Origin of the sequence: Plantibacter sp. CFBP 13570, from assembly GCF_014841395.1 — a bacterium.
GTDB classification, from domain to species: Bacteria; Actinomycetota; Actinomycetes; order Actinomycetales; family Microbacteriaceae; genus Plantibacter; species Plantibacter auratus.
Genome location: NZ_JACYTW010000021.1, coordinates 15,277 through 36,737, shown reverse-complemented (window position 1 = coordinate 36,737; position 21,461 = coordinate 15,277). Strand labels below are relative to the sequence as shown.

At 67.9% G+C, this 21,461-nt stretch carries 22 protein-coding genes; 8 read left to right on the top strand and 14 right to left on the bottom strand.

The features are described from left to right. Positions 1-41: 41 nt before the first annotated feature. On the bottom strand, positions 42-836 hold the full coding sequence (locus tag IFT89_RS09315) for a PP2C family protein-serine/threonine phosphatase (RefSeq protein ID WP_229939081.1): 795 nt from the start codon (positions 834-836) through the stop codon (positions 42-44). Between the two features lie 193 nt (positions 837-1,029). Here IFT89_RS09315 and IFT89_RS09310 point away from each other — a divergent pair, with 193 nt between their 5' ends. From IFT89_RS09310 to IFT89_RS09300, 3 genes are all read left to right on the top strand, one after another. Continuing rightward, entirely contained in the window at positions 1,030-1,512 is a 483-nt protein-coding gene (locus IFT89_RS09310; RefSeq protein WP_064295326.1) for an Lrp/AsnC family transcriptional regulator, read from the top strand. Positions 1,513-1,586: 74 nt separating this feature from the next. Next, positions 1,587-3,323 carry a sensor histidine kinase gene (locus IFT89_RS09305; protein WP_159879183.1) on the top strand — a complete coding sequence of 579 codons (1,737 nt, stop codon included), beginning with the start codon at positions 1,587-1,589 and terminating at the stop codon, positions 3,321-3,323. Continuing rightward, the gene (locus IFT89_RS09300; protein WP_079707181.1) at positions 3,320-4,492 is read left to right on the top strand and encodes a diguanylate cyclase domain-containing protein; all 1,173 of its coding nucleotides are present in this window, start codon (positions 3,320-3,322) and stop codon (positions 4,490-4,492) included. The genes IFT89_RS09305 and IFT89_RS09300 overlap by 4 nt, the downstream gene beginning before the upstream one ends. 19 nt (positions 4,493-4,511) lie before the next feature. On the opposite strand, the gene IFT89_RS09295 is transcribed toward IFT89_RS09300, so the two are convergent. Further along, complete coding sequence (locus tag IFT89_RS09295; protein WP_244650673.1) at positions 4,512-5,150, bottom strand: hypothetical protein; 639 nt, start codon at positions 5,148-5,150, stop codon at positions 4,512-4,514. A gap of 199 nt (positions 5,151-5,349) precedes the next feature. Here IFT89_RS09295 and IFT89_RS09290 point away from each other — a divergent pair, with 199 nt between their 5' ends. Both IFT89_RS09290 and IFT89_RS09285 read left to right on the top strand, forming a co-directional pair. Continuing rightward, positions 5,350-6,846 carry a glycosyltransferase gene (locus tag IFT89_RS09290; RefSeq protein WP_079707182.1) on the top strand — a complete coding sequence of 499 codons (1,497 nt, stop codon included), beginning with the start codon at positions 5,350-5,352 and terminating at the stop codon, positions 6,844-6,846. Continuing rightward, the gene (locus IFT89_RS09285; RefSeq protein ID WP_137243289.1) at positions 6,843-7,220 is read left to right on the top strand and encodes a hypothetical protein; all 378 of its coding nucleotides are present in this window, start codon (positions 6,843-6,845) and stop codon (positions 7,218-7,220) included. Before IFT89_RS09290 ends, IFT89_RS09285 begins: the two co-directional genes overlap by 4 nt. Positions 7,221-7,284: 64 nt before the next feature. Here the strand turns inward: IFT89_RS09285 and IFT89_RS09280 are convergent, their stop codons facing one another. Together IFT89_RS09280 and IFT89_RS09275 are read right to left on the bottom strand one after the other, a co-directional pair. After that, the gene (locus tag IFT89_RS09280; protein ID WP_374190797.1) at positions 7,285-8,223 is read right to left on the bottom strand and encodes a response regulator transcription factor; all 939 of its coding nucleotides are present in this window, start codon (positions 8,221-8,223) and stop codon (positions 7,285-7,287) included. Positions 8,224-8,278: 55 nt separating this feature from the next. After that, positions 8,279-9,340: a glycoside hydrolase family 6 protein gene (locus tag IFT89_RS09275; RefSeq protein WP_161578601.1), complete on the bottom strand. Its 1,062-nt coding sequence runs from the start codon at positions 9,338-9,340 to the stop codon at positions 8,279-8,281. Between the two features lie 263 nt (positions 9,341-9,603). On the opposite strand from IFT89_RS09275, the gene IFT89_RS09270 reads away from it, so the two are divergent. Continuing rightward, positions 9,604-11,370 carry a BCCT family transporter gene (locus tag IFT89_RS09270; RefSeq protein WP_374190796.1) on the top strand — a complete coding sequence of 589 codons (1,767 nt, stop codon included), beginning with the start codon at positions 9,604-9,606 and terminating at the stop codon, positions 11,368-11,370. A 9-nt stretch (positions 11,371-11,379) separates the two neighbouring features. Here the strand turns inward: IFT89_RS09270 and IFT89_RS09265 are convergent, their stop codons facing one another. After that, a complete protein-coding gene (locus tag IFT89_RS09265; protein WP_191941402.1) occupies positions 11,380-12,348 on the bottom strand; it encodes an aldo/keto reductase in 969 nt (322 codons plus the stop codon). A 108-nt stretch (positions 12,349-12,456) separates the two neighbouring features. On the opposite strand from IFT89_RS09265, the gene IFT89_RS09260 reads away from it, so the two are divergent. After that, positions 12,457-13,005 (top strand): methylated-DNA--[protein]-cysteine S-methyltransferase, encoded by a 549-nt coding sequence (locus tag IFT89_RS09260; RefSeq protein ID WP_228501987.1) that lies wholly within the window; start codon positions 12,457-12,459, stop codon positions 13,003-13,005. After that, positions 13,002-13,589: a DNA-3-methyladenine glycosylase I gene (locus tag IFT89_RS09255; RefSeq protein WP_194645563.1), complete on the top strand. Its 588-nt coding sequence runs from the start codon at positions 13,002-13,004 to the stop codon at positions 13,587-13,589. Before IFT89_RS09260 ends, IFT89_RS09255 begins: the two co-directional genes overlap by 4 nt. Before the next feature lie 10 nt (positions 13,590-13,599). Here IFT89_RS09255 and IFT89_RS09250 read toward each other — a convergent pair whose 3' ends face one another. The 9 genes from IFT89_RS09250 to atpB form a co-directional block, all read right to left on the bottom strand. Beyond that, complete coding sequence (locus IFT89_RS09250) at positions 13,600-14,361, bottom strand: YaaA family protein (RefSeq protein WP_202938799.1); 762 nt, start codon at positions 14,359-14,361, stop codon at positions 13,600-13,602. 4 nt (positions 14,362-14,365) lie between these two features. Beyond that, positions 14,366-14,641 (bottom strand): F0F1 ATP synthase subunit epsilon, encoded by a 276-nt coding sequence (locus IFT89_RS09245; protein ID WP_064295316.1) that lies wholly within the window; start codon positions 14,639-14,641, stop codon positions 14,366-14,368. 2 nt (positions 14,642-14,643) lie between these two features. Continuing rightward, positions 14,644-16,110, bottom strand: coding sequence for a F0F1 ATP synthase subunit beta (gene atpD / locus IFT89_RS09240; RefSeq protein ID WP_064295315.1), 1,467 nt, complete (start codon positions 16,108-16,110; stop codon positions 14,644-14,646). Positions 16,111-16,157: 47 nt separating this feature from the next. Then, a complete protein-coding gene (locus IFT89_RS09235) occupies positions 16,158-17,051 on the bottom strand; it encodes a F0F1 ATP synthase subunit gamma (RefSeq protein ID WP_064295314.1) in 894 nt (297 codons plus the stop codon). A gap of 3 nt (positions 17,052-17,054) precedes the next feature. Then, on the bottom strand, positions 17,055-18,683 hold the full coding sequence (gene atpA / locus IFT89_RS09230; RefSeq protein ID WP_071262368.1) for a F0F1 ATP synthase subunit alpha: 1,629 nt from the start codon (positions 18,681-18,683) through the stop codon (positions 17,055-17,057). A gap of 109 nt (positions 18,684-18,792) precedes the next feature. Continuing rightward, complete coding sequence (locus IFT89_RS09225; protein WP_192018554.1) at positions 18,793-19,590, bottom strand: F0F1 ATP synthase subunit delta; 798 nt, start codon at positions 19,588-19,590, stop codon at positions 18,793-18,795. Continuing rightward, the gene (locus IFT89_RS09220; RefSeq protein WP_064295311.1) at positions 19,590-20,141 is read right to left on the bottom strand and encodes a F0F1 ATP synthase subunit B; all 552 of its coding nucleotides are present in this window, start codon (positions 20,139-20,141) and stop codon (positions 19,590-19,592) included. Before IFT89_RS09220 ends, IFT89_RS09225 begins: the two co-directional genes overlap by 1 nt. A 30-nt stretch (positions 20,142-20,171) precedes the next feature. Beyond that, a complete protein-coding gene (atpE, locus tag IFT89_RS09215) occupies positions 20,172-20,405 on the bottom strand; it encodes an ATP synthase F0 subunit C (RefSeq protein ID WP_064295310.1) in 234 nt (77 codons plus the stop codon). A gap of 46 nt (positions 20,406-20,451) precedes the next feature. Further along, the gene (gene atpB, locus IFT89_RS09210; protein ID WP_175117868.1) at positions 20,452-21,231 is read right to left on the bottom strand and encodes a F0F1 ATP synthase subunit A; all 780 of its coding nucleotides are present in this window, start codon (positions 21,229-21,231) and stop codon (positions 20,452-20,454) included. Between the last annotated feature and the right edge of the window lie 230 nt (positions 21,232-21,461).

Here is a 21,461-nt window from a genome sequence, read left to right as displayed (position 1 = left end):
CCGGGCGCGAAGCCCGCGCGAGCAGCGGCTGTGGAGCGGGCTCAGGAGGCGGGCTGCTCCACGCTCTCGTCGACCGCCGCGATGTCGAGCACGATGACCGAGACGTTGTCGCGTCCGCCGTTGTCGAGGGCGGCACGCAGGAGGAGTTCGGCCGCGTCGACCGGCGTGGCCCCCTCGGTCAGGAAGTACCAGATCCCGTGGTCGGTGAGTTCCTTCGTGAGCCCGTCCGAGCAGACGAGCCATCGGGCACCGGTCTCGATCGGGAAGAGCTCGACGTCAGGTACGGGGTCGTCCGACGGTCCGACGGCCCGGGTGATCATGTTGCTGTTCGGGTGGAACTCCGCCTCCTCAGGGCTGATCGCTCCCGCGCGGATCAGCTCCTGGACGATCGAGTGGTCTTCGGTGACCTGGACCAGCTCGCCGTCCTGCAGCCGGTACACCCTGGAGTCGCCGATGTTGAAGACCGCGACGCGCCCCTCGCCCTCGTCGGCCGTCAGCACGACACCGGTGACGGTGGTGCCCATGCCGAGTTCGCCCTCCTCCGCGGTGTCGATCATGTCCGCGACGGCCATGCGCAGCGCGTCGACGAGGCCGTCGACGGTGAGGATCTCGGCTCCCTCGGTGGCCTTGGTCAGGCGGTGCGCGACCGCGGCACTCGCGACCTCGCCGGCGGAGTGCCCACCCATGCCGTCGGCCACGGCGAACACGGGAGGGAGCGCCACGAAGGCGTCCTCGTTCAACTCGCGTCGCTTGCCGACATCGGTCATGCCGGCCCACGCGAGTGAGACTCGACGCCCGCCGGGCAGCGTGACGATCCGTTGCCCGTGCTCGGTCACGTCTGCTCCTCTAATACGGCTGGCGGTGGCTGATGCACCCTCGACGATAGTACGGTACCGGCCGACCGCAGGACCGCCCCACCCGGCTCGGCGGATTCCGTCCGGGGATCGGCGACGACGGATCCGGACGCCGGGGTCGGTCGGTCCTGCGGATCCGCTTGCCGCGACCCGTCCACGCTGTCATGATCGACGCATGACACGAGCGAGCTCCGATGCACCGGCGAAGGCGGCGCCGCCCGACGACACCTCGAAGGCGATCATCGAGCAGCTCCAGACCGACGGACGCCGCTCCTACGCCGAGATCGGGAAGGCCGTCGGACTCAGCGAGGCCGCGGTGCGGCAACGGGTGCAGAAGCTCACGGAGTCCGGCGTCATCCAGATCGTCGCGGTGACCGACCCGATGCAGCTCGGTTTCACCCGACAGGCCATGATCGGCGTCCGGGTGACCGGTGACACCCGCGTGGTCGCGGACCGCCTGTCCGCGTTGTCGGCCGTCGACTACGTCGTCCTGACCGCCGGCTCCTTCGACCTGCTGGTCGAAGTGGTCTGCGAGGACGACGAGGAACTGATCGCGCTGCTGAACGACGAGATCCGCACCGTCGACGGTGTCTCCGGAACGGAGACCTTCGTCTACCTGCGCCTGCACAAGCAGCTCTACGACTGGGGCACCCGCTAGAGGGGATCCCCGCACCGGCGCAAGCCGTCCCCAGTATCACGTTCCGCCACCCCCGACAGAGGTACGCTCAACCCATGCCCGCGAAGCCGATCGGAGAACGGACTCCCCCGTCCGGCCCGTCGGCGTCGGGTGACACCGCCTCGGCACCCGGTCTCGCGGACACCGGGCCCACGAGAACGGGCCCGCACGCGGTCGAGGTCCCACGACGCGTCGGCCGGATGACCGGCTACAGCGCCTTCCCACAGCTGCTCTTCGGCCTGGCGGTGGTCGCCATCCTCTTCGCCACGCTCCTGTTCCAGGGCGTCGACGACAACTCCGTCCTCTTCTACATCGGGGTGATCCTGGCGTTCATCGCGACGGCGCTCGCGCCGATCGTGCCGTGGCACCAGGTGCCGCGGCTCCTCATCGCGCTCCCGATCCTCGACATCATCGCCATCGCGCTCATCCGGCAAGGCGAACCCCTGATCGGCGCGGGACTCCTCTGGGTCTTCCCGACCATCTGGATGGCGACGGCCTTCGGCCTCGCAGGTGCCGTGACCGCCATCGTGCTCGTCTGCACGTCGAGCTGGTCATCCCTCGCGATGACCCCGGGGGACATCACCATCGCCAACCTGCCGGCGCTCGTCATCCTGCCCACGGTCCTCGCGTTCGTCGCCGTCTCCACCGCGATGACCGCGAAGCGGACGGAGGCGCAGCGCGTGCTGCTGAACAAGCAGGCCGGACAGCTCGAGACCGCCCTGGGGCGTGCACAGGACCAGGAGAGCCGCCTCGCGGAGATCCTGAACGCCGTGAACTTCGGCGTCGTCCGCTTCGACCGCATCGGAGCCCGGGCGATGGTCAACCGGTTCCAGACGCGGCTGCAGGACGAGGTCGGCGAGCTGTCCGACGTCAATCCCGCACTCCCGGTGTGGGCCGAGGACGGACTGACCCTCCTCCAGCCGCAGGACAAGCCGTACATCCGTGCACGCCGTGGTGAGGAGTTCGAGAACCTCACGGTGTGGCTCGGCGCCCCCGGTACCGAGCGGATCGCCCTCGCCCTCACCTCCCGCCGCCTCTACGACCACGAGGGCGGCTACGACGGCACGGTCCTCGTCTCACGCAACGTCACGAGCGAGATCAACGCGATCCGCGCCAGGGACGACCTCGTGGCCTCCGTGTCGCACGAGCTCCGGACGCCGCTGACGTCGATCCTCGGGTACCTCGACCTCGCGCTCGACGACCCGGGGCTCCCACCGCGGGTCGCGAAGCAGCTCACGATCGCCCAGACGAACGGCGATCGACTCCTCGAACTCATCGCGGACATCCTCGCAGCCTCCCGCGACGTGAACCGGACCATGGTGCTCGAACGCTCCGAGTGCGAGCTCCGGGAGATCGTCGACCGCTCGGTCGAGTCGTTGGCGCACGTGGCCGCCGAACGGAGCATCACCATCGTGCGCCACGACGAGGAGGCCGTGCCGTTGTTCGCCGACCCGTTCCGCCTCCGGCAGGTCGTCGACAACCTGCTCTCGAACGGCATCAAGTACAACCGGGACGGCGGCGAGCTGAGCGTCGGTGTCACCGCGGAGGGCGACACCGCCTGGGTCATCGTGCGGGACACCGGCATCGGCATCTCCGAGGAGGACCAACCGAAGCTCTTCGAGCGGTTCTTCCGCTCCGACCTCGTCCGCAACTCCACGGTGCACGGCAGCGGTCTCGGCCTCGCGATCAGTCGGGACATCGTCCGTCTGCACGGCGGCGACCTCACCGTCCACAGCGTGCTCGGTGAGGGCACGACCGCGGTCGTCCGTATTCCGAGAGGCGGCACCGAATGACCTTCGACAGCCAGACCGTCGCGGTGATCAACGCGCTCGTCATCTTCGTCTGCGGCGCGACGTTCATCGTCAACACCTTCATGCGGAAGGACGACGCGAGCGGGAGGGTGTGGTCCGTGTCCTACATGGCCGGGATGTTCACCAGCTTCTCCTACGTCGTCAGCGCCCTGAGCCAGGAGGCCTGGTGGGCGATCGCCGCCGGGAACGGTGGATACGTGCTGAGCATCGCCGCCCTGTGGTCCGGCGCGCGGCTCTTCAACGGCAAATCGAGTCTGCTCTGGGTCTCACTCATCGGGACGGCGGTCACGATCGTCGCCGCGCTCGCCGCCGGCCCCTCGGGAGGCCCCTGGGCGGGCGCGCCTGCGACGTTCCTCTGCATCGCCCTCTTCGCGGGCCTCGGCGCGGCTGAGACGCTCGTCGGCGCGATGCGGGACAACCCGACCACCCGTGGTTTCACCATCGTGCTCGGCATCGCGTCGGCGTTCTTCGCGGCTCGGCTGGTCGCACTCCTCGTGGAGGGGCCGGACGGTTCGTTGTTCACGACGCTCTTCGGGACCGTGGCCGCCTCGCTGCTGCTCATCGCGCTCCTCATCGTCGCGACCGTGGTGCTCTCGGTCCTGCGGGCCGAGCGCGCCGCACCCGCCAGCCGACGGCACGGGAGCATCGTCGCGTACACGGGCGACGATGTCCTCCTCCAGGAGTCCTTCGTCCGGATCGTCGACGACTGGCTGGAACGGGCGAACTTCCATGACGAGCAGCTCGCGATCCTCCACGTCCGGCTCGACGACCTCGATGAGATGAAGACGGCGTTCGGAGCAGCGTTCAGCAGTGAGGTCGCCGAGGGGTTCATCTCCTCGGTCCGTCGGTACGGCCCGACGCTCTCCGACATCGGCGAGGACGGCGCGGGGTGTCTCCTGATCGCGACCCCCGCAACGGACGCCGACGTCGCGCTCCAGGCGGCCAAGGGCATCCAGGACGGCCTGCTCGACCACCCCGTCGAGACCACGCCGCGCCTGCGCCCGACGGCCAGCATCGGGATCGCTCTGACCGACTACCTCGGGTACGACGTCGCCGTCCTCACGCGTGCCGCCAGCGACGCCAGCCTGCGTGCCGCAGCGTCCGGCGGGAACCGCACGGTCCTCGCCTCGTCCTCGCCGACGGGCCGCTGACGGATCGGATCGAGCTCGGTCAGGCGGGCGGGGCGATCGCGATGGTCAGGGTGTCCACCGCAGTCTGCTTCGCATATTCGGCGGACGTCGGCGTCGCCTGCACCAGCAGCTCGTAGGTGATCGTCAAGGTGACGCCGGTCGCGGAGCTGTCCACCTCGGGGAGGACGAACGTCTGGCTGTAGCTGTACGGTGCCTTGATGAGGTACCCCGGTGCCACCGTCGACTGGTCGGTGAACGGGGCAGGCGACTCCAGCTGCCCCTTCGGTCCGTGGACGGTCGTGGTGAGCGTCACCCGCGAGAGATAGAGCGCCTGGAGGTCGTCGGGGTTGAGCACGCCGCTGAGCGAGAAGCTCACCGGTTTGTTGACGTCCGCGCTCCACGCGTCCATCGACAGTGTGGACCAGTAGTCGACCGTGAGGGTGGCGGAGCCCGCCGTGAGCGTGTGCTTGGCACTCCCGCTCGCGAGTTCGTTGGTGATCGCACTCACCGTCGGCCTCGGTGTCTTCGACACGCGCGGCGAGCTGGTCGGCTGCGCGCCCGGCTCCTCCCACGGAGGCGTCCCGCAGGCGCTCAGCCCGAGGACGAGCGCGGCGGCGGTCGCGGCCTGGAGGGCGTGCCTGACGTGCCGGTTCCGGACCGGGCTTGGGTGGTTCGACATGAGGCTCCTGGCGGGTGTCGGAGGGATGATCGAGTGACCCTCGAGGGTCCGTATGACCCACGAACTGGGGCCAGCGCGAATCTTGAGGAAATCCTGAGCCGACGCTATCGCATTCACGCGCGAAAGCCGCGCCCAACGCGGCAGAGTTGCAACTGCAGCGCGAACCGTTGCACTCGACCCACTCGGAACAGGACCCCTGATGTCAGAACTCGAAGCGCGACCGGACAGCTCTCGGCCCAACGCCCAGCAGCCTGACCCTCGGTACATTCAGACGCAGCCGCTTCTCGCGCCCGAACTTGAAGCGTATGCCAACGAATTCATCGACTCGGTCAACTCGCTCCCCGAGTACCGCGCGACCATCGGGTGCATCATCCCCGCCTACAACGAGGAGGAGTCGCTGCCGGCGGTGCTCGCGTCCCTCCTCGAGCAGACGCGGATGCCCGATGTGATCCATGTGGTCATCAACAACACCACGGACCGGTCGGTCGACGTCGCCGCGCCCTACGCGGGCCCGCACTCCCGGGTCGACGAGGACGGCTACGAGCAGTTCACCGAGGTGTTCATCCACGACATCGGGAAGAACCCCGACAAGAAGGTGGGCGCGCTCAACTACGGCTTCACGCTCGTCGAAGGCTACGACTACCTGCTCGGTGTCGACGGTGACACGGTCGCCGACCCGACCGCGATCGAGTCGCTCGAAGCCGAGATCGTCTCGGACAGTCGCATCGGCGGCATCTCCGCGATCTTCTCGATCGACGACGAGCCGTTCAAGAAGCAGCTCGTCCCGGCGTTCCTCATCGCCGGCCAGCGCACGCAGTTCGCCGCGTTCAACATGCAGAACATGCTCCGAGGCCGCAACATGGCCGTGCTCGGCGGGCAGTACTCGATCTTCTCCGTCCAGGCCCTGCGCGACGCCATGGAGCAGAACCACCAGTCCACCCCGTGGGTGAAGGACTCCGAGGTGGAGGACTCGCTCCTGTCGCTGCAGATCAAGAGCGCCGGCTACCTCACGAAGATCAGCGCCCGTGCCCGTGCCGACGTCGGCGGGATGACCACGGTCCGCTCCCTCGACGCCCAGCAGGTCAAGTGGAACTACGGCGCGATCGAGCTCATGTGGCCCGGCCAGCGCGGCGACACCAAGGGGCAGCCGTTCCACCCGAACCTCCGACTGCGGTGGCTCGAGAACGCGGAGATGCTCCTCAACATCGTCACGCGCATCCTCTTCGTCGTGCTGCTCGCCGGGTCGCTGTCGATCCACGCCTTCGTGTTCAGCCCCGTGTGGCTCATCCCGCCGCTGGTCGCGATCTTCCTCAACCTGCGCATCGCGCTGTCGATGAAGAAGCGGAACGCCCGCGACATCCTCTTCGCGGTCCTCATCTTCCCAGCCGAGTTCTACATGTGGATCCGCATGGGCCACTTCATCCGTGCCTGGTCGAAGTTCGCGTCGAACAAGAAGGTCGACAACTGGGCCGAGCAGGCGAAGGCAGAACGCGGCTCGGGCAACGCGCACCTCGCGCCGCTCCTGTTCGTCCTCGCCGCCATCATCGCGATCGTCGCCGCCTGGACCCAGCTCTCCCCCGTCGTCCAGTCCACGATCCTCTGGGCGGGCTGGCCGGTCCTCGGCGTCATCACCGTGCTGCAGACGCTCAGCATGTTCGGCAAGCTCATCCGTCGTCAGCGCGGCTACCGCGTGTGACGTCCCCCGACCCGGGCACGGTCGACGCCGACGAACTGCGCAGGTTGCTCCGAGAACTCTCGGGCGACCTGCGCAGTCGTCGTCGGTTCGTCCAGACCTACGTCGAGATGTGGCCCACCCGTCTGGCACGTCTGGGAGCGGCGCTCGACGCGCATGACACCGACGAGTCCAAGGTCGTCCTCCTCAGCATCCGCTCCTCCAGCGTCATGCTGGGCGTGATCGGGGTGGCCGGACTCGCGAGTGCCGGTCTCCAGGCGATCGAGCTCGGGCGACTCGAACGCGCACGCGAGATCCACACCGCCCTCCAGGAGGTCGGCCGCCGCAGCTGCGAACGACTGCTCGAACTCGACGCGGCGGACGCGGCGGAATCCTGAGCTCCGTCCACCAGGCGTCGTTGGTCGCCGGCGAGGCTCCGTCGCGGTCGGGACCGCGGCGGTCTCAGTCGTCGGAGGTCATGCGGTAGCCGACGCCGCGCACCGTCTCGATGAACCGCGGGGCCACTGTGCTGTCCGCGAGCTTCCGTCGCAGGTTGGCGAGATGCACCTCGATCGCACGCTTGTCGGCTTCACTGACGTAGTAAGCCGTGATGTAGCTCTCGCCACGGAGCATGAGCGCGAGGTCCGCCTTGCTGCGCACCCGACGGCGGGACTCCATCAGTGCCTGCAACAGGTCGAACTCGCTCCGCGTGAGGTCGACCTCGGTGCCGTCGACCTCGACGATGCGGGTGGCGGAGCTGAGCTTCAGACCGCGGTGGACGAGCCACCCCTCGCCGTCATCGGGCGCTGCGGCGGTCGGTTGCATGATGATCGGGACGACCGACTGACCGACGGGAGCGGCATGACGCGCGACGGTCTCGTGGACGATCGTGGGGTCGGGCGACGACACCTGCTGCTGCAGCGGCGGAGTCGCGACCTGAGCGACGGGAGCCGGCGCGACCGCGGTCGGAGCCGGTTGCGCCGGTGCCGCCGCGGCGACGGCCGGAGCATCACCGTTCGCGCGAGGCCGACGCAGCATCGCCTCGATGCGGGCACGGAGCTCGCGCGGACGGAAGGGCTTGGTCATGTAGTCGTCGGCGCCGGAGTCGAGGCCCTGCAGGGTGTCGATCTCGTCGCCTCGGGCGGTCAGCATGACGATGTAGGTGGAGCTGATGGCGCGGATGCGCTTGGCAGCCTCGAAGCCGTCGATACCCGGCATGCTGACGTCGAGGGTCGTGACGAGGGGGTTGTGCCTCCGCACCGCCTCGACGCCGTCCAGACCGTTCGCAGCGGACACGGTCTCGAATCCGGCCTGCTCGAGAACGGTCTCGAGCAGTTGGCGGATGTCCGCGTCGTCTTCGATGACGACCGCGGTCCGACGTTCGCTCAGCTCTTCGGTCACGATGCCCCTACCCGTTCCACCCGTCAGCGACGTGCCGGATGTAGCCGTTGCCGACTCACCACGCGCTGAATCCCTTGGCCAGTTGCACGGCCTGCTCCGGCCACCATACCCCAGCAAGGGGGCCACCGTTGCACGCTCCGTCGCTCTCGCCGGGGGCTTTCACCCAGAGGTTCGCGTCGAGGTGTTCGGCCTGCGCGGTGAGGGGCTGCTGCCCCACCGTCCGGCCGGACGGGTTGCACCATTCGCCGTTCGAGCCACTGCCGTTCCGAGAGGTGTCGATCACGTAATGGGCGCCGTCGAGGAGGCCGCTCAGTTCCTCCGCATAGGCGATCTCGTCCTCGGTCGTGTTGTAGTTGGAGACGTTGGTGGCGAAGCCCGTTGCGTCGGCGACACCGGCCTCCCGGAGGAGCTCGGCCATCTCGGCGGGCGGTCGCCAGTCGGAGTGGCCGCCGTCGAGGTACACGGGGACCGATGCGTCCGCGAACTGCTCGGTCGCGGCTGCAAGTTGCCGCATCCGCGCGGTGCGGTCACCGCAGTCCGGCGCGAGCGCGACGGCATCCGGTTCGAGGATCACGGCGACGCGGTGATCCGCGACGGCGGCGACGATCTCGGCGACCCAGTCCTGGTACTCGTCGCTCGACAACCCACCGGCGGACTGGTTGCCGCAGTCCCGCTCCGGCACGCCGTAGACCGTGAAGACCGGCATGGACCCGGAGCGCTCGGCGGACCGGACGACCTCGGAGACGGTGTCCCGGACGGTTCCGATCGGGTAGCGCTCCGGCACGAGCCAGATCGCGGTCGGCTCCGCCGCGAGCCGCTCCGCCGCTGCGAGCTGTTGGGCGACGTCGCTCGGGTCGCCGTTCGAACCGCCGCTCGTCCCGGCCGTGGCGGAACTCGTCGGTTCCTCGGTCGCGGCCGCCGGATCGGCTGCGGCGGCTCGGGCGGCAAGCGAGGACGGATCGACGTACAACTGCGCTCCGTCGAACGGGCCGGCAGCGGCGTTCGGGACGCGGCTCACGAGCGACACCGCGAGCGCACCGCCGGCGAGGAGGACGGCGACGACGCCGAGGGCGACGGCCGTCCGGGTACGTCGTCGGTCGCGGGGCGTTCTCGGCACGGATCCTCCTGCATGGTCATCCGCAATTGTGCCCGACAAAGCCTCGCCACGGTGCCGATTCGCTCGAATCCGTGCCCCGAGTGGGGGTGGGCGCGATGTCCGAGAGGCACCGACGCGTCCGGGACCGCCCAGCCGGTCGACGAGCGCGCACGCCGGACTGCACACCAGGGCCCGCTGCGCAACGTTGTCCGGATCGCCGCGGCTCCCTACCCTTGATGATCGTGGCGACGCAGGGTCGCCCGCACGGCCCGAGGAGCGCACACGTGAGCACGAAGACCATCCCCACCTCCGACGCGGCGGCTGGTGGCGCCCCCGCGAAGGTCATCCCCTGGGTGCTCGGGCCGGCCCTCGTGGTCATCCTCGGTGTCGCGCTGTTCTCGATCCTGCTCCCGAAACAGGCCGAGTCCGTCTTCAACGCCATCCAGTCCGGGATCATCGGAGGCCTCGGGTGGTACTACGTCCTGCTCGTCGCCGGGTTCGTCATCGTGGCGATCGTCTTCGCCGTCTCGAAGTTCGGCGACATCAAGCTCGGCAAGGACGACGACGAACCGGAGTTCTCGCTCCTGTCCTGGTTCTCCATGCTGTTCGCCGCCGGAATGGGGATCGGCCTGGTCTTCTACGGTGTCGGTGAGCCGCTCACACACTTCCTCGAGCCGCGCCCCGGGGTCACGGGCTCCCAGCAGTCCCTGGCCCAGCAGGCCATGAGTCAGACCTATCTCCACTGGGGACTCCACGCCTGGTCGATCTACGCGGTCGTGGGTGTGGCGCTGGCGTACGCTGTGCATCGCAAGGGGCGCCCGATGTCGATCCGGTGGTCGATCGAGCCGTTGCTCGGCAAGCGCGTGCAGGGCGGCTGGGGCAATGCGATCGACGCGATCGCCGTCATCGGTACCGTGTTCGGCGTCGCGACCTCGCTCGGCCTCGGTGTGCTGCAGATCTCCGCGGGGCTCGGGTACACGGGCCTCGCCGAACCGAACATCGTCACGCAGGTCATCCTCATCCTCGTGATCACCGGCGTCACGATCTTCTCCCTCGTCTCCGGCGTGCACAAGGGCATGAAGTGGATCTCGAACACCAACCTCGTCCTCGCGGCGCTGCTGCTGTTCTTCGTCCTGTTCGCCGGCCCGACGCTGTTCCTCCTCCGCGAATGGGTGCAGGCCATGGGCGCCTACCTCCAGAACGTGGTCGGACTCACCTTCAACGTCTCCGCGTACCAGGGTGCTGCCGGCGAGGCCTGGCAGTCCTCGTGGACGACCTTCTACTGGGGCTGGTGGATGTCGTGGGCACCCTTCGTCGGCGTCTTCATCGCCCGCATCTCGAAGGGGCGCACCGTGCGGCAGTTCGTGCTCGGCGTCCTCCTCGTCCCGACCCTCGTGACCTTCCTCTGGTTCGCCGTGCTCGGCGGCACCGCCATCATGCAGTCGCTGGAGGGCCGTGACTTCAGCGGTGCGGATGGTCCCGTCGACCTCAACACCGCCCTGTTCAACATGCTCGCCGGCCTCCCCGGTGGATCGATCGCGACCGTCGGCGCCCTGCTGCTCATCCTCCTGTTCTTCGTGACCTCGGCCGACTCGGGATCACTCGTGATGGGCATGCTCACGACCGGCGGGACGGAGCCGCGGAACCGGGTCCGGATCGCATGGGCACTCGTGACGAGCCTCCTGGCCATCTCGCTGCTCATCGCGGGCGGTCTCGCGTCGATGCAGACGGCGGCCATCATCACCGCGCTGCCCTTCAGCGTCGTGATCATCCTCATGTGCATCTCGTCGTTCAAGGCATTCGGGATCGAGGTGCGACGGGAGCAGCGGGCGAAGCGCCGCCTGTTCGCCGCAGAGCTCACCGAGAGCGTCTCAGCCGACGTGAGCGAACAGCTGTCGGATCAGGTCTCGGAGCAGGTCACGGAGCACTTCGGCACGATGACCGCCCAGCTCGACCTCCGGCAGCTCGCGTCCCCGGACGCACCGGGGTCATCGGCCGCATCCACGGAACCGCAGACGCAGGACCCGGAGCAGCGCCGCTCGAAGGACTGACCGGACGGCTCAACCGACGGGGAAGCGGTCCGAGATCCAGGCCGCTTCCTCGGCGGTCGGCGACCACGCCGAACCGGCCGCGGCGTTCGCGCGGATCTGTTGCGGAGTGGTCGCACCGGCGATGACACTCGTGAGCCCGTCCTGAGCGAGCAACCAGCCGAAGGTCGCCTCGAGCATGGAGATGCCGCGCTCGTCGCAGAAGGCCTGGTAGGCCTCGATCGCATCCCAGGGCGCCGTGTCGAGGAGGTGCTTGCGCTGGCGCATGATGCGGCTGTCGGCCGGCCCGCCGTCGCGGGAGAACTTCCCCGTGAACAGGCCGTTGTAGAGCGGGAAGTACGGGAGGAAGCCGACACCGGCGGCGCGCATGGCCGGGAACAGCTCGCGCTCCGCGCCCCGGACGAGCAGGCTGTACTCGTTCTGGGCCGAGATGAAGGCGGGGTGGCCGGCGGTACGAGCCGCCCAGTCCGCCTCGGTCAGCTGCCAACCGGCGAAGTTCGAGTGGCCGGCGTAGCGGATCTTCCCCTCCTGGACGAGCTCGTCCAGGGCCGCGATCGTCTCCTCGATCGGCGTGAACGGGTCGGGGGTGTGCAGCTGGTACAGGTCGATCCAGTCGGTGCCCAGACGGCGGAGCGAGCCCTCGACCGCGAGCCGGATGTAGCGACGGGAGCCCTTGGCCCCCCAGTTCGGAATCGGGCTCTCGTAGTCCACATGGCCGAACTTGGTAGCGAGCACGATCTCATCCCGCCGCCCGGCGATCGCCTGCCCGAGGAGTTCTTCGCTCAGCCCGTACTCCCGGCCGTAGATGTCCGCGGTGTCGAAGAGGGTGACCCCGGCGTCGATCGCCGTGTCGACGACGGCTCGCGTGCCGTCCAGGCTCTCGGTGACCGTGCCCTCGCGTCCGAAGTTGTTGCAGCCGATACCGACCGCTGAGACGAGGAGGCCGCTGCGACCGAGTGGGCGATAGTTGAGATCAGACATGCATCCAGGCTAGCCCGAGCGTCCTCCACAGGCACCCGTCGGCCCCCGACGCCGCGGCCAGGCCCACGCGACGCATCGCGCCGATCACGGGCTTCCTACGCTCGGTGCATGACCACACACCTCACCATCACCGATCCCGTACTCCCCTGCTCCGTCATCGCCGACCCGACCGCCGAGGGCTTCCTCAGGATGCCGACACCGGTGGGGCGGATCGAGCTCCGCTCCGTCGACGACGCGGTCTCAGCCGTGCGCTTCGAGCACCACGGGCGACTCCCACTCGACGGGGTGGACGAACGCCCCACCGCGGTCCTCCTCGACGCCGCGGAGCAGATCGACGAGTACTTCCGCGGACGACGCACCGTGTTCGACCTCCCGCTCGTCACGACCGGCACGCCGTTCCAGCAGGCGGTCTGGTCGGCACTCGGCGAAGTGCCGTTCGGCGACACCATCGGGTACGGCGCCCTTGCGGCCGCGGCCGGTGCCCCGCAGGGCGGCCGGGCGGCCGGCCAGGCGGTTCGGGCGAACACCATCGCGCTCCTCATCCCCTGTCATCGCGTCCTCGGAACCGGGCGGATCGTGACGGGCTATTCTGGCGGAGACGGACCGGCCACCAAACGCTGGCTCCTCGACCACGAAGGGATCCCGTACCGCCGATGAGTCCAGCCTCCCCGACCATCGTCGGCACCGACGGCCTGACCCGCTGCGCCTGGGCCGGGACGGACGCGGAGTACCAGCGCTATCACGACGAGGAGTGGGGCGTGCCGCTCCACGGACAGCGGCAGGTCTTCGAGAAGATCAGTCTCGAAGGGTTCCAGGCCGGGCTCTCCTGGATCACGATCCTTCGGAAGCGACCGGCGTTCCGGGAACGGTTCCACGGCTTCGACCTCGACGCCGTCGCAGCCATGACGGAGGCGGATGTCGAGAGCCTGCTCGATGACGCCCGGATCATCCGCCACCGCGGGAAGATCAACGCGGTCATCGGCAATGCCCGCACAGCCCTCGAGCTGGGCGACGACCTGGACGAGCTCCTCTGGAGCTTCGCTCCCCCGCCACGGCCCGCGCGGTTCGCCCAGTGGACCGAGGTCCCCGCGGTGACCCCCGAGTCCACCGCACTCAGTGCCCACCTGCGGAAGCGCGGCTACCGCTTCGTGGGCCCGACGACGATGTACGCCCTCATGCAGTCCGGAGGCCTCGTCGACGACCACCTCGTCGGCTGCTGGCGCTCCGACAGCGCTCCCTGATCCGAAGGGGTCAGACGACGAGTGCGAGCTCGGTCGCCCGACCGTCGTCGGCACGGGCGTGGACGTCGAGCACCCATCCGGTCGATCGCGCCCAGTCGAGCAACGAGTCGACATCAGGGTGGTCGACACCGGCCTCCAACAGCGCGCGGGTGAACCGGCCCTTGCCCTGCTTGTTGAAGTGGTTGAGCGCGCGGCGGCGGCCATCGTCGCCGACCGTGAGCACACGCAGGTAGACGGCCCCGACGCGGTCCGGCAACGGCCCGAGCGCCGCGTAGCCTTCCGAGCGCAGGTCCAACAGGACACCCGGGACGACGTTCAACTCGCGGGCGACGGGCCCCGCCCAGTGCCGTTTGAGCACGAACCCCGGGAGCCTGGAGTCGTGGGAGAGCCGATAGGCCGGAATGGGATCGAGCGCGCCGACCGGGCCGAGCAACGCCGAGTGCACGACCAGGTGCTCAGCGGCGAAGCGTCGCGCGTCCGCTGAGAGCGTGTCTGCTTCGAGCGCGTCGTACAGCACCCCCGTGTACCGGTCGATCGCCGGCATCGTCGCGGACGTCGCCGCCACGCGGTTGCGCTGGACCTCACCGAGCTGCTTGGGACCGAGCTTCAGGGCCTTGACCGTCGCGGTCTCATCGGCAGCGAGCGACACCAGGGTGTCAACGACATCGTTCCGGGACGAGGAGAGCCCTGGAAACCGCAGCAGGGCGGTGTCCAGGGCTCGTCCGTCGCCGCCGTCCCGCTTCGTCTCCGAAGGGGGAAGGAGGATCAGCACCGAATCAGGAGCTGGTCACGAGCGTGGCGTTGCCGGCCACGACGGTGACGGTGTTGTTCTCGACCGACAGGAAGCCGTCTTCAGCGTTCGCGACGATCTTCGAGCCGTCTTCGAGCGTGACACGGACCTCACCGGCGGCGAGGATGGCCAGCATCGGCTCGTGGCCGGGCAGGATACCGATCTCGCCGTCGACGGTCTTCGCGATCAACTGGCGTGCCGGGCCCGACCACACTTCGTGGTCGGCCGCGACGACGCTCACGGTCAGAGGAGCGGAGGCCATGACTAGCCGTTCTCCTTCTGGATCTGAGCCCACTTCTCTTCGACGTCGGAGATGGCACCGACGTTGAAGAAGGCCTGCTCGGCCACGTGGTCGAACTCACCCTTAGCGATGGCGTCGAACGACTCGATCGTCTCCTTGAGCGGAACGGTCGAACCCTCGACACCGGTGAACTTCTTCGCCATGTAGGTGTTCTGCGAGAGGAACTGCTGGATCCGGCGCGCACGCGACACCGTGATCTTGTCTTCCTCGGAGAGCTCATCGACACCGAGGATGGCGATGATCTCCTGCAGTTCCTTGTTCTTCTGGAGGATCTGCTTGACCGTGGTGGCGACGCGGTAGTGGTCGGCACCCAGGTAGCGGGGGTCGAGGATACGGCTCGTCGAGGTCAGCGGGTCGACGGCCGGGTACAGACCCTTCGACGCGATCTCACGGGAGAGCTCGGTCGTCGCGTCGAGGTGCGCGAAGGTGGTCGCCGGTGCCGGGTCGGTGTAGTCGTCGGCGGGGACGTAGATCGCCTGCAGCGAGGTGATCGAGTGACCACGCGTCGAGGTGATGCGCTCCTGGAGGAGACCCATCTCGTCTGCGAGGTTCGGCTGGTACCCCACGGCGGACGGCATACGACCGAGCAGGGTCGACACCTCGGAACCGGCCTGGGTGAAGCGGAAGATGTTGTCGATGAAGAGCAGCACGTCCTGCTTCTGGACGTCGCGGAAGTACTCCGCCATCGTCAGCGCGGAGAGGGCGACGCGGAGACGCGTTCCCGGCGGCTCGTCCATCTGGCCGAACACGAGGGCCGTCTTCTCGAAGACACCCGCCTCTTCCATCTCGTGGATGAGGTCGTTGCCCTCACGGGTGCGCTCACCGACGCCGGCGAACACCGACACACCACCGTGGTCCTGCGCGACGCGCTGGATCATCTCCTGGATGAGGACGGTCTTGCCGACACCGGCACCACCGAACAGACCGATCTTGCCACCGAGGACGTACGGCGTCAGGAGGTCGATGACCTTGATGCCGGTCTCGAACAGCTGCGTCTTCGATTCGAGCTGGTCGAACGACGGCGGCTGGCGGTGGATCGGCCAGCGCTCGGTGATCTCGATCTGCTCGCCGGGCTCGGCGTTGAGCACCTCGCCGATGACGTTGAAGACCTTGCCCTTGGTGACGTCGCCGACGGGCACCGAGATGGGCGAACCCGTGTCGGTGACCTCCTGGCCGCGGACGAGGCCGTCCGTCGGGTTCAGGGCGATGGCGCGCACGAGGTCGTCGCCGAGGTGCTGTGCGACCTCGAGCGTGAGGACCATCGTCTGCTCGCCGATCACGACGCTGGTCTTCAGGGCGTTGTAGATGCCCGGGATCGCGTCGTGCGGGAACTCGATGTCGACGACCGGGCCGGTGACGCGGGAGATGCGGCCGACGGCGCCGGCCTTCACCTCTGCAGCGCCCTGCTCGGCAGTTGCGGTGGGAGTCATGTTCTTCTCTTCTCTGTCTCTACAGATACGTGTGCGTGTTGCGATGACTAGGACGAGAGCGCGTCTGCGCCGCCAACGATTTCGGAAATCTGCTGGGTGATCTCGGCCTGCCTCGCGTTGTTGCGGAGGCGGGTGTAGTCGGTGATGAGCTTGTCGGCGTTGTCGCTGGCCGACTTCATCGCCTTCTGCGTCGCGGCGTGCTTCGCGGCGGAGGACTGCAACAGCGCGTTGAAGATCCGGCTCTCGATGTAGTTCGGGAGCAGTGCATCGAGCACGCTCTCGGCATCCGGCTCGAACTCGTACAGCGGCAGCACAGCGGTGTCGGTGGGCTCCTCGACGCCTTCGACGACCTCGAGCGGCAGGAGACGGACGACCTCGGGGGTCTGCGTCATCATGCTCACGAGGCGGTTGTAGACGATGTGGATCTCGTCGACGCCACCCTCGGAGGCGTCCGTGAGGAACGCCTTGAGGATGGACTCGCTGATCTCCTGCGCCGTGGCGAAGTCGGGGTTCTCCGTGTTGCCGACCCACTCCCCTGCAGCCTGCATCCGTCGGAACGTGAAGTAGGCGACGGCCTTCCGGCCCACGAGGTAGTGCGTGACGTCCTTACCCTGGCTACGCAGGAGCTCGGTCAGCTCGGCGGCCTCACGGAGGACCTGCGAGTTGAAGGCGCCGGCGAGGCCTCGGTCGGATGCGAACACGACGACCGCAGCCCGCTCAACCTTCTCCGGCTCGGTCGTGAGCACGTGGTCGACGTTGGAGTACGTCGCGACGGCGGACACGGCACGAGTGATCGCACGAGAATAGGGTCCGGATGCCGCCACCCGCGCCTGCGCCTTCTGGATGCGCGACGCGGCGATGAGCTCCATCGCCTTCGTGATCTTCTTGGTCGTCTGCGCAGACTTGATCTTCTGCGTGTAGACCCGGAGTTGAGCGCCCATGGACTAGCGGCGACCCTTCACGATCTTCTCCTGGTTGACGTCTTCAACCGGGAGCTCCTCGACCTGCTCCGAACCGAGGGCAGCGCCCTCGCCCGTCTGGAACTCGAGCTTGAACTGGTCGACAGCGGCATCGAGCTTCGAGACGGTGTCGTCGTCGAGCACGTTCGTGTCGCGCAGCGTGGTGAGGACCTCGGTGTTCCGACCCAGGTAGTCGAGCAGTTCGCGCTCGAAGCGGAGGACGTCCTCGACCGGGACGTCGTCCAGCTTGCCCTTGGTTCCGGCCCAGATCGAGACGACCTGCTCCTCGACGGGGTACGGCGAGTACTGCGGCTGCTTGAGCAGCTCGGTGAGGCGGGCGCCTCGGGCGAGCTGACGGCGGCTGGCCGCGTCGAGGTCCGAGGCGAACATCGCGAACGCCTCGAGCGAGCGGTACTGCGCGAGCTCGAGCTTCAGCGTTCCGGAGACCTTCTTGATGCTCTTCACCTGAGCGTCACCACCGACGCGCGAGACGGAGATACCGACGTCGACCGCGGGGCGCTGGTTGGAGTTGAAGAGGTCGGACTGCAGGAAGATCTGACCGTCGGTGATCGAGATCACGTTGGTCGGGATGTACGCCGAGACGTCGTTCGCCTTGGTCTCGATGATCGGCAGACCCGTCATCGAACCGGCGCCGAGTTCGTCGGACAGCTTCGCGCAACGCTCCAGCAGACGGGAGTGCAGGTAGAAGACGTCACCCGGGTAGGCCTCGCGTCCCGGCGGACGACGGAGGAGGAGGGAGACGGCACGGTAGGCCTCGGCCTGCTTCGACAGGTCGTCGAAGATGATCAGGACGTGCTTGCCCTCGTACATCCAGTGCTGGCCGATGGCCGAGCCGGTGTACGGAGCGAGGTACTTGAAGCCGGCCGGGTCGGACGCAGGCGAGGCGACGATCGTCGTGTACTCGAGCGCGCCGGCCTCTTCCAGCGCACCCTTGACGGAGGCGATGGTCGAGCCCTTCTGGCCGATGGCGACGTAGATGCAGCGGACCTGCTTGTTGACGTCGCCCGACTCCCAGTTGGCCTTCTGGTTGATGATGGTGTCGATCGCGATCGCGGTCTTGCCGGTCTGGCGGTCGCCGATGATGAGCTGGCGCTGGCCACGGCCGACGGGGATCATGGCGTCGATCGCCTTGATGCCGGTCTGGAGCGGCTCGTGAACCGACTTGCGCTGCATGACGCCGGGAGCCTGGAGCTCCAGTGCGCGGCGGCCGGTGCTGGCGATCTCGCCGAGGCCGTCGATCGGGTTGCCGAGCGTGTCGACGACACGGCCGAGGTAGCCGTCGCCGACGGGGACCGAGAGGACCTCGCCCGTGCGGGTGACGTCCATGCCTTCGACGATCTCGTCGAACTCACCGAGGACGACGACGCCGATCTCGTGCTCGTCGAGGTTCAGCGCGAGGCCGAGGGTGCCGTTCGCGAAGCGGAGGAGCTCGTTCGCCATGGCGCCCGGGAGGCCCTCGACGTGGGCGATGCCGTCAGCGGCATCGATCACGCGTCCGACCTCGGTGGCCGCGGCGGTGCCGGGCTCGTAGGCCTTGACGAAGTCCTTGAGAGCATCCCGGATCTCGTCTGGGCTGATCGTGAGTTCTGCCATCATGTTCCTTTTGGTTGTGGAACCCGGGGGTTCCGAGAGGTGCGATCCGTCAGGATCAACGTCTTGAGTTGTGGAGACCGTCGGGCCGGTCCCCGCGCTGCACGGGCCGTTATCCGGCCAGTTGCAGACGGAGGTCGTTCAGTCGGGCAGCGAGGCTGCCGTCGATGACGTCGTCCCCGAGCTGCACGCGCAGTCCACCGACGACGGCGGGGTCGATCACCTGGTTGATCTTCACCTGACGGCCGTAGGCCGTGGCGAGGTGGCGCTCGAGGCGCTGGAGCTGCGACGCCTCGATCGGTGCGGCTGCCGTGACCGTGGCGACCGCGAGGCCCTGCTGGTCGGCGACGATGCCTGATGCGTGCCGGAGCAGTTCTCCGATCCGACGGTCTCGCGGCTGCTGCACGAGCTGACCGACGATGCTGACGGTCTGCGGGCTCGCCTTGCCCGCGAGGAGGGACGCCGCCAGGGCGCCCTTCGCAGCGGACGAACCGAGCTTGCTGCTGAGCGCGAGTTCGAGCTCGTGGTTGCTCGACACGAGCTTCCCGAACTCGAACAACTCGGCCTCGATGTCGCCCTGCGCACCGGCGGAGATCGAGGCGGCCCGGAGGCCGAGCTCCTCGATGCCTGCGAGCAGGTCGGCCTCGCTGGACCAGCGGCCGGAGACGACGGTCTGCAGCAGGCCGAGCGCCTGCGCGCTCAGCTGGGTGCCGAAGATCCGCTCGACGACGGTGCGCTTGGCACCGGCGTCGGCTGCGGGGTCGCTGAGCGCCGCGCTCAGGTGGCTCGAGCCGCCGATGGCCCGGCCCGCTGCGAACAGTCCGTCCGCGGTGGCCAGATCGGCCCCGGCGCCGAGGGCGGCGAGGGCCTCCTTCGACGAGGCGAGTGCTTCTCTGGTCGCGCTTCCCATTACTTGGCTGCCTTCTCCGACGCTTCGAGGTCCGCGAGGAACCGGTCGACGACCGCCGTGGCCTTCGCGTCGTCGTTCAGCGTCTCGCCGATGACGCCACTGGCGAGGTCGAGCGCGAGCGTGCCGACCTCGGCACGCAGCGACACGACGGCCGCCTGACGCTCGGCTTCGATCTGTGCCTGAGCGCTCGCGGTGACGCGAGCGGCTTCGACCGTGGCCTGCTCCTTGAGCTCGGCGAGGATCGTCTGACCCTCGACACGAGCCTGCTCGCGGATGCGGCCGGCTTCCTGACGGGCCTCGGCGAGCTGAGCGTTGTACTGCTCGAGCGCCGCTTCGGCCTGCTTCTGCGCTTCATCGGCCTTGGCGATGTTGCCCTCGATGGCCGCTGCGCGGTCGTCGAGGAGCTTCTGCACCTTGGGCAGGACCAGCTTCCAGAAGAAGCCGAGGATGATGATGAAGACGACGGCAGACCAGACGATGTCGTAGACCGCTGGGATGAGAGGGTTCGTCGGAGCGCCCTCTTCAGCAGCGATGATCACTGCATCAAACATCTTGCCTCCTTCGGAGATGTGAAAGGGGGCTTAGACGAAGATGAAGTAGGTCGCGATGCCGATGAAGGCGAGCGCCTCGGTGAAGGCGATACCGATCCACATGAGGACCTGGAGACGACCACCCAGCTCGGGCTGACGCGCGGTGCCTTCGATCGTCTTGCCGACGACGATACCCACACCGATGGCGGGGCCGATGGCTGCGAGACCGTAACCGACCGTCGCGATGTTTCCTTCAAGGGCGGCGAGAACGGTAGTTGCGTCCACGTTTGTTTCCTTCCGTTGGGTGAGACCTGGCGGGTGCCGGGCTCGATTAGTGCTCTTCTGCGACCGCGAGCTGGATGTAGACCGCGGTGAGGAGGGTGAAGACGTAGGCCTGGAGAACTGCGACCAGGAGTTCGAAGAGGGTGAAGACGAGGCCGAAGGCCAGCGTCCCGACACCCATCAGGGCGAACCATCCGCCGAGGTTCACGATGAAGAACTGCGTCGCCGCGAAGAACAGCACGAGGAGCAGGTGCCCGACGATCATGTTCATGAGGAGTCGGAGCGTCAGCGTGAGCGGGCGGATGACGAAGGTCGAGATGAGCTCGATCGGCGTGACGATGATGTACACCGGCCACGGCACCCCGGAGGGGAAGAGGGAGTTCTTGAAGAACTTGCCCGGGCTCTTCTTGATACCGGCGTAGATGAAGGTGACGTAGGACACCAGTGCGAGCACCAACGGGACACCGATGACCGAGGTACCGGCCAGGTTCAGCCCGGGGATGATGCCCGTCAGGTTCATCGCGAGGACCATGAAGAAGATGGTCGTCAGGATCGGCAGGAACCGGAGGCCGTCCTTCTTGCCGAGCAGGTCTTCCGCGATGTTGACGCGGACGAAGCCGAGCCCCATCTCGGCGAGGCTCTGCGCGCGGCCGGGGACGAGGCGCATCTTGCGCGTCGACAGCCAGAAGAACAGGAGGAGGGCGATCACCGCGATGAACCGGATCAGGATGACCCGGTTGATCGCGAAGGGCGTGCCCTCGAAGAGGATGATGTCGGGGAAGAACTCGTCGATCGACGGACCGTGGAACTCGCCATCTTCGGCGGCCATCGGTGCGATCAGGTGCACGGCGTTAGCGAACAGCACGTATCTCCAGTTTCGGGGGCGTGGAGCAGAGCTCTCGCGGCGACGAACAGGGGGGATGTCTCCTCGCCGCACGCCGAAGCGGTGCTAGTGGGAGGATTCGTTGACGAGTCTAGCAAGGAAACCCGGCCCCGACGAACCCAGGGGTGGTATTCCACGGCTATATTCCGAGCTGGGACCTCGGCTGTGCCTCGGAT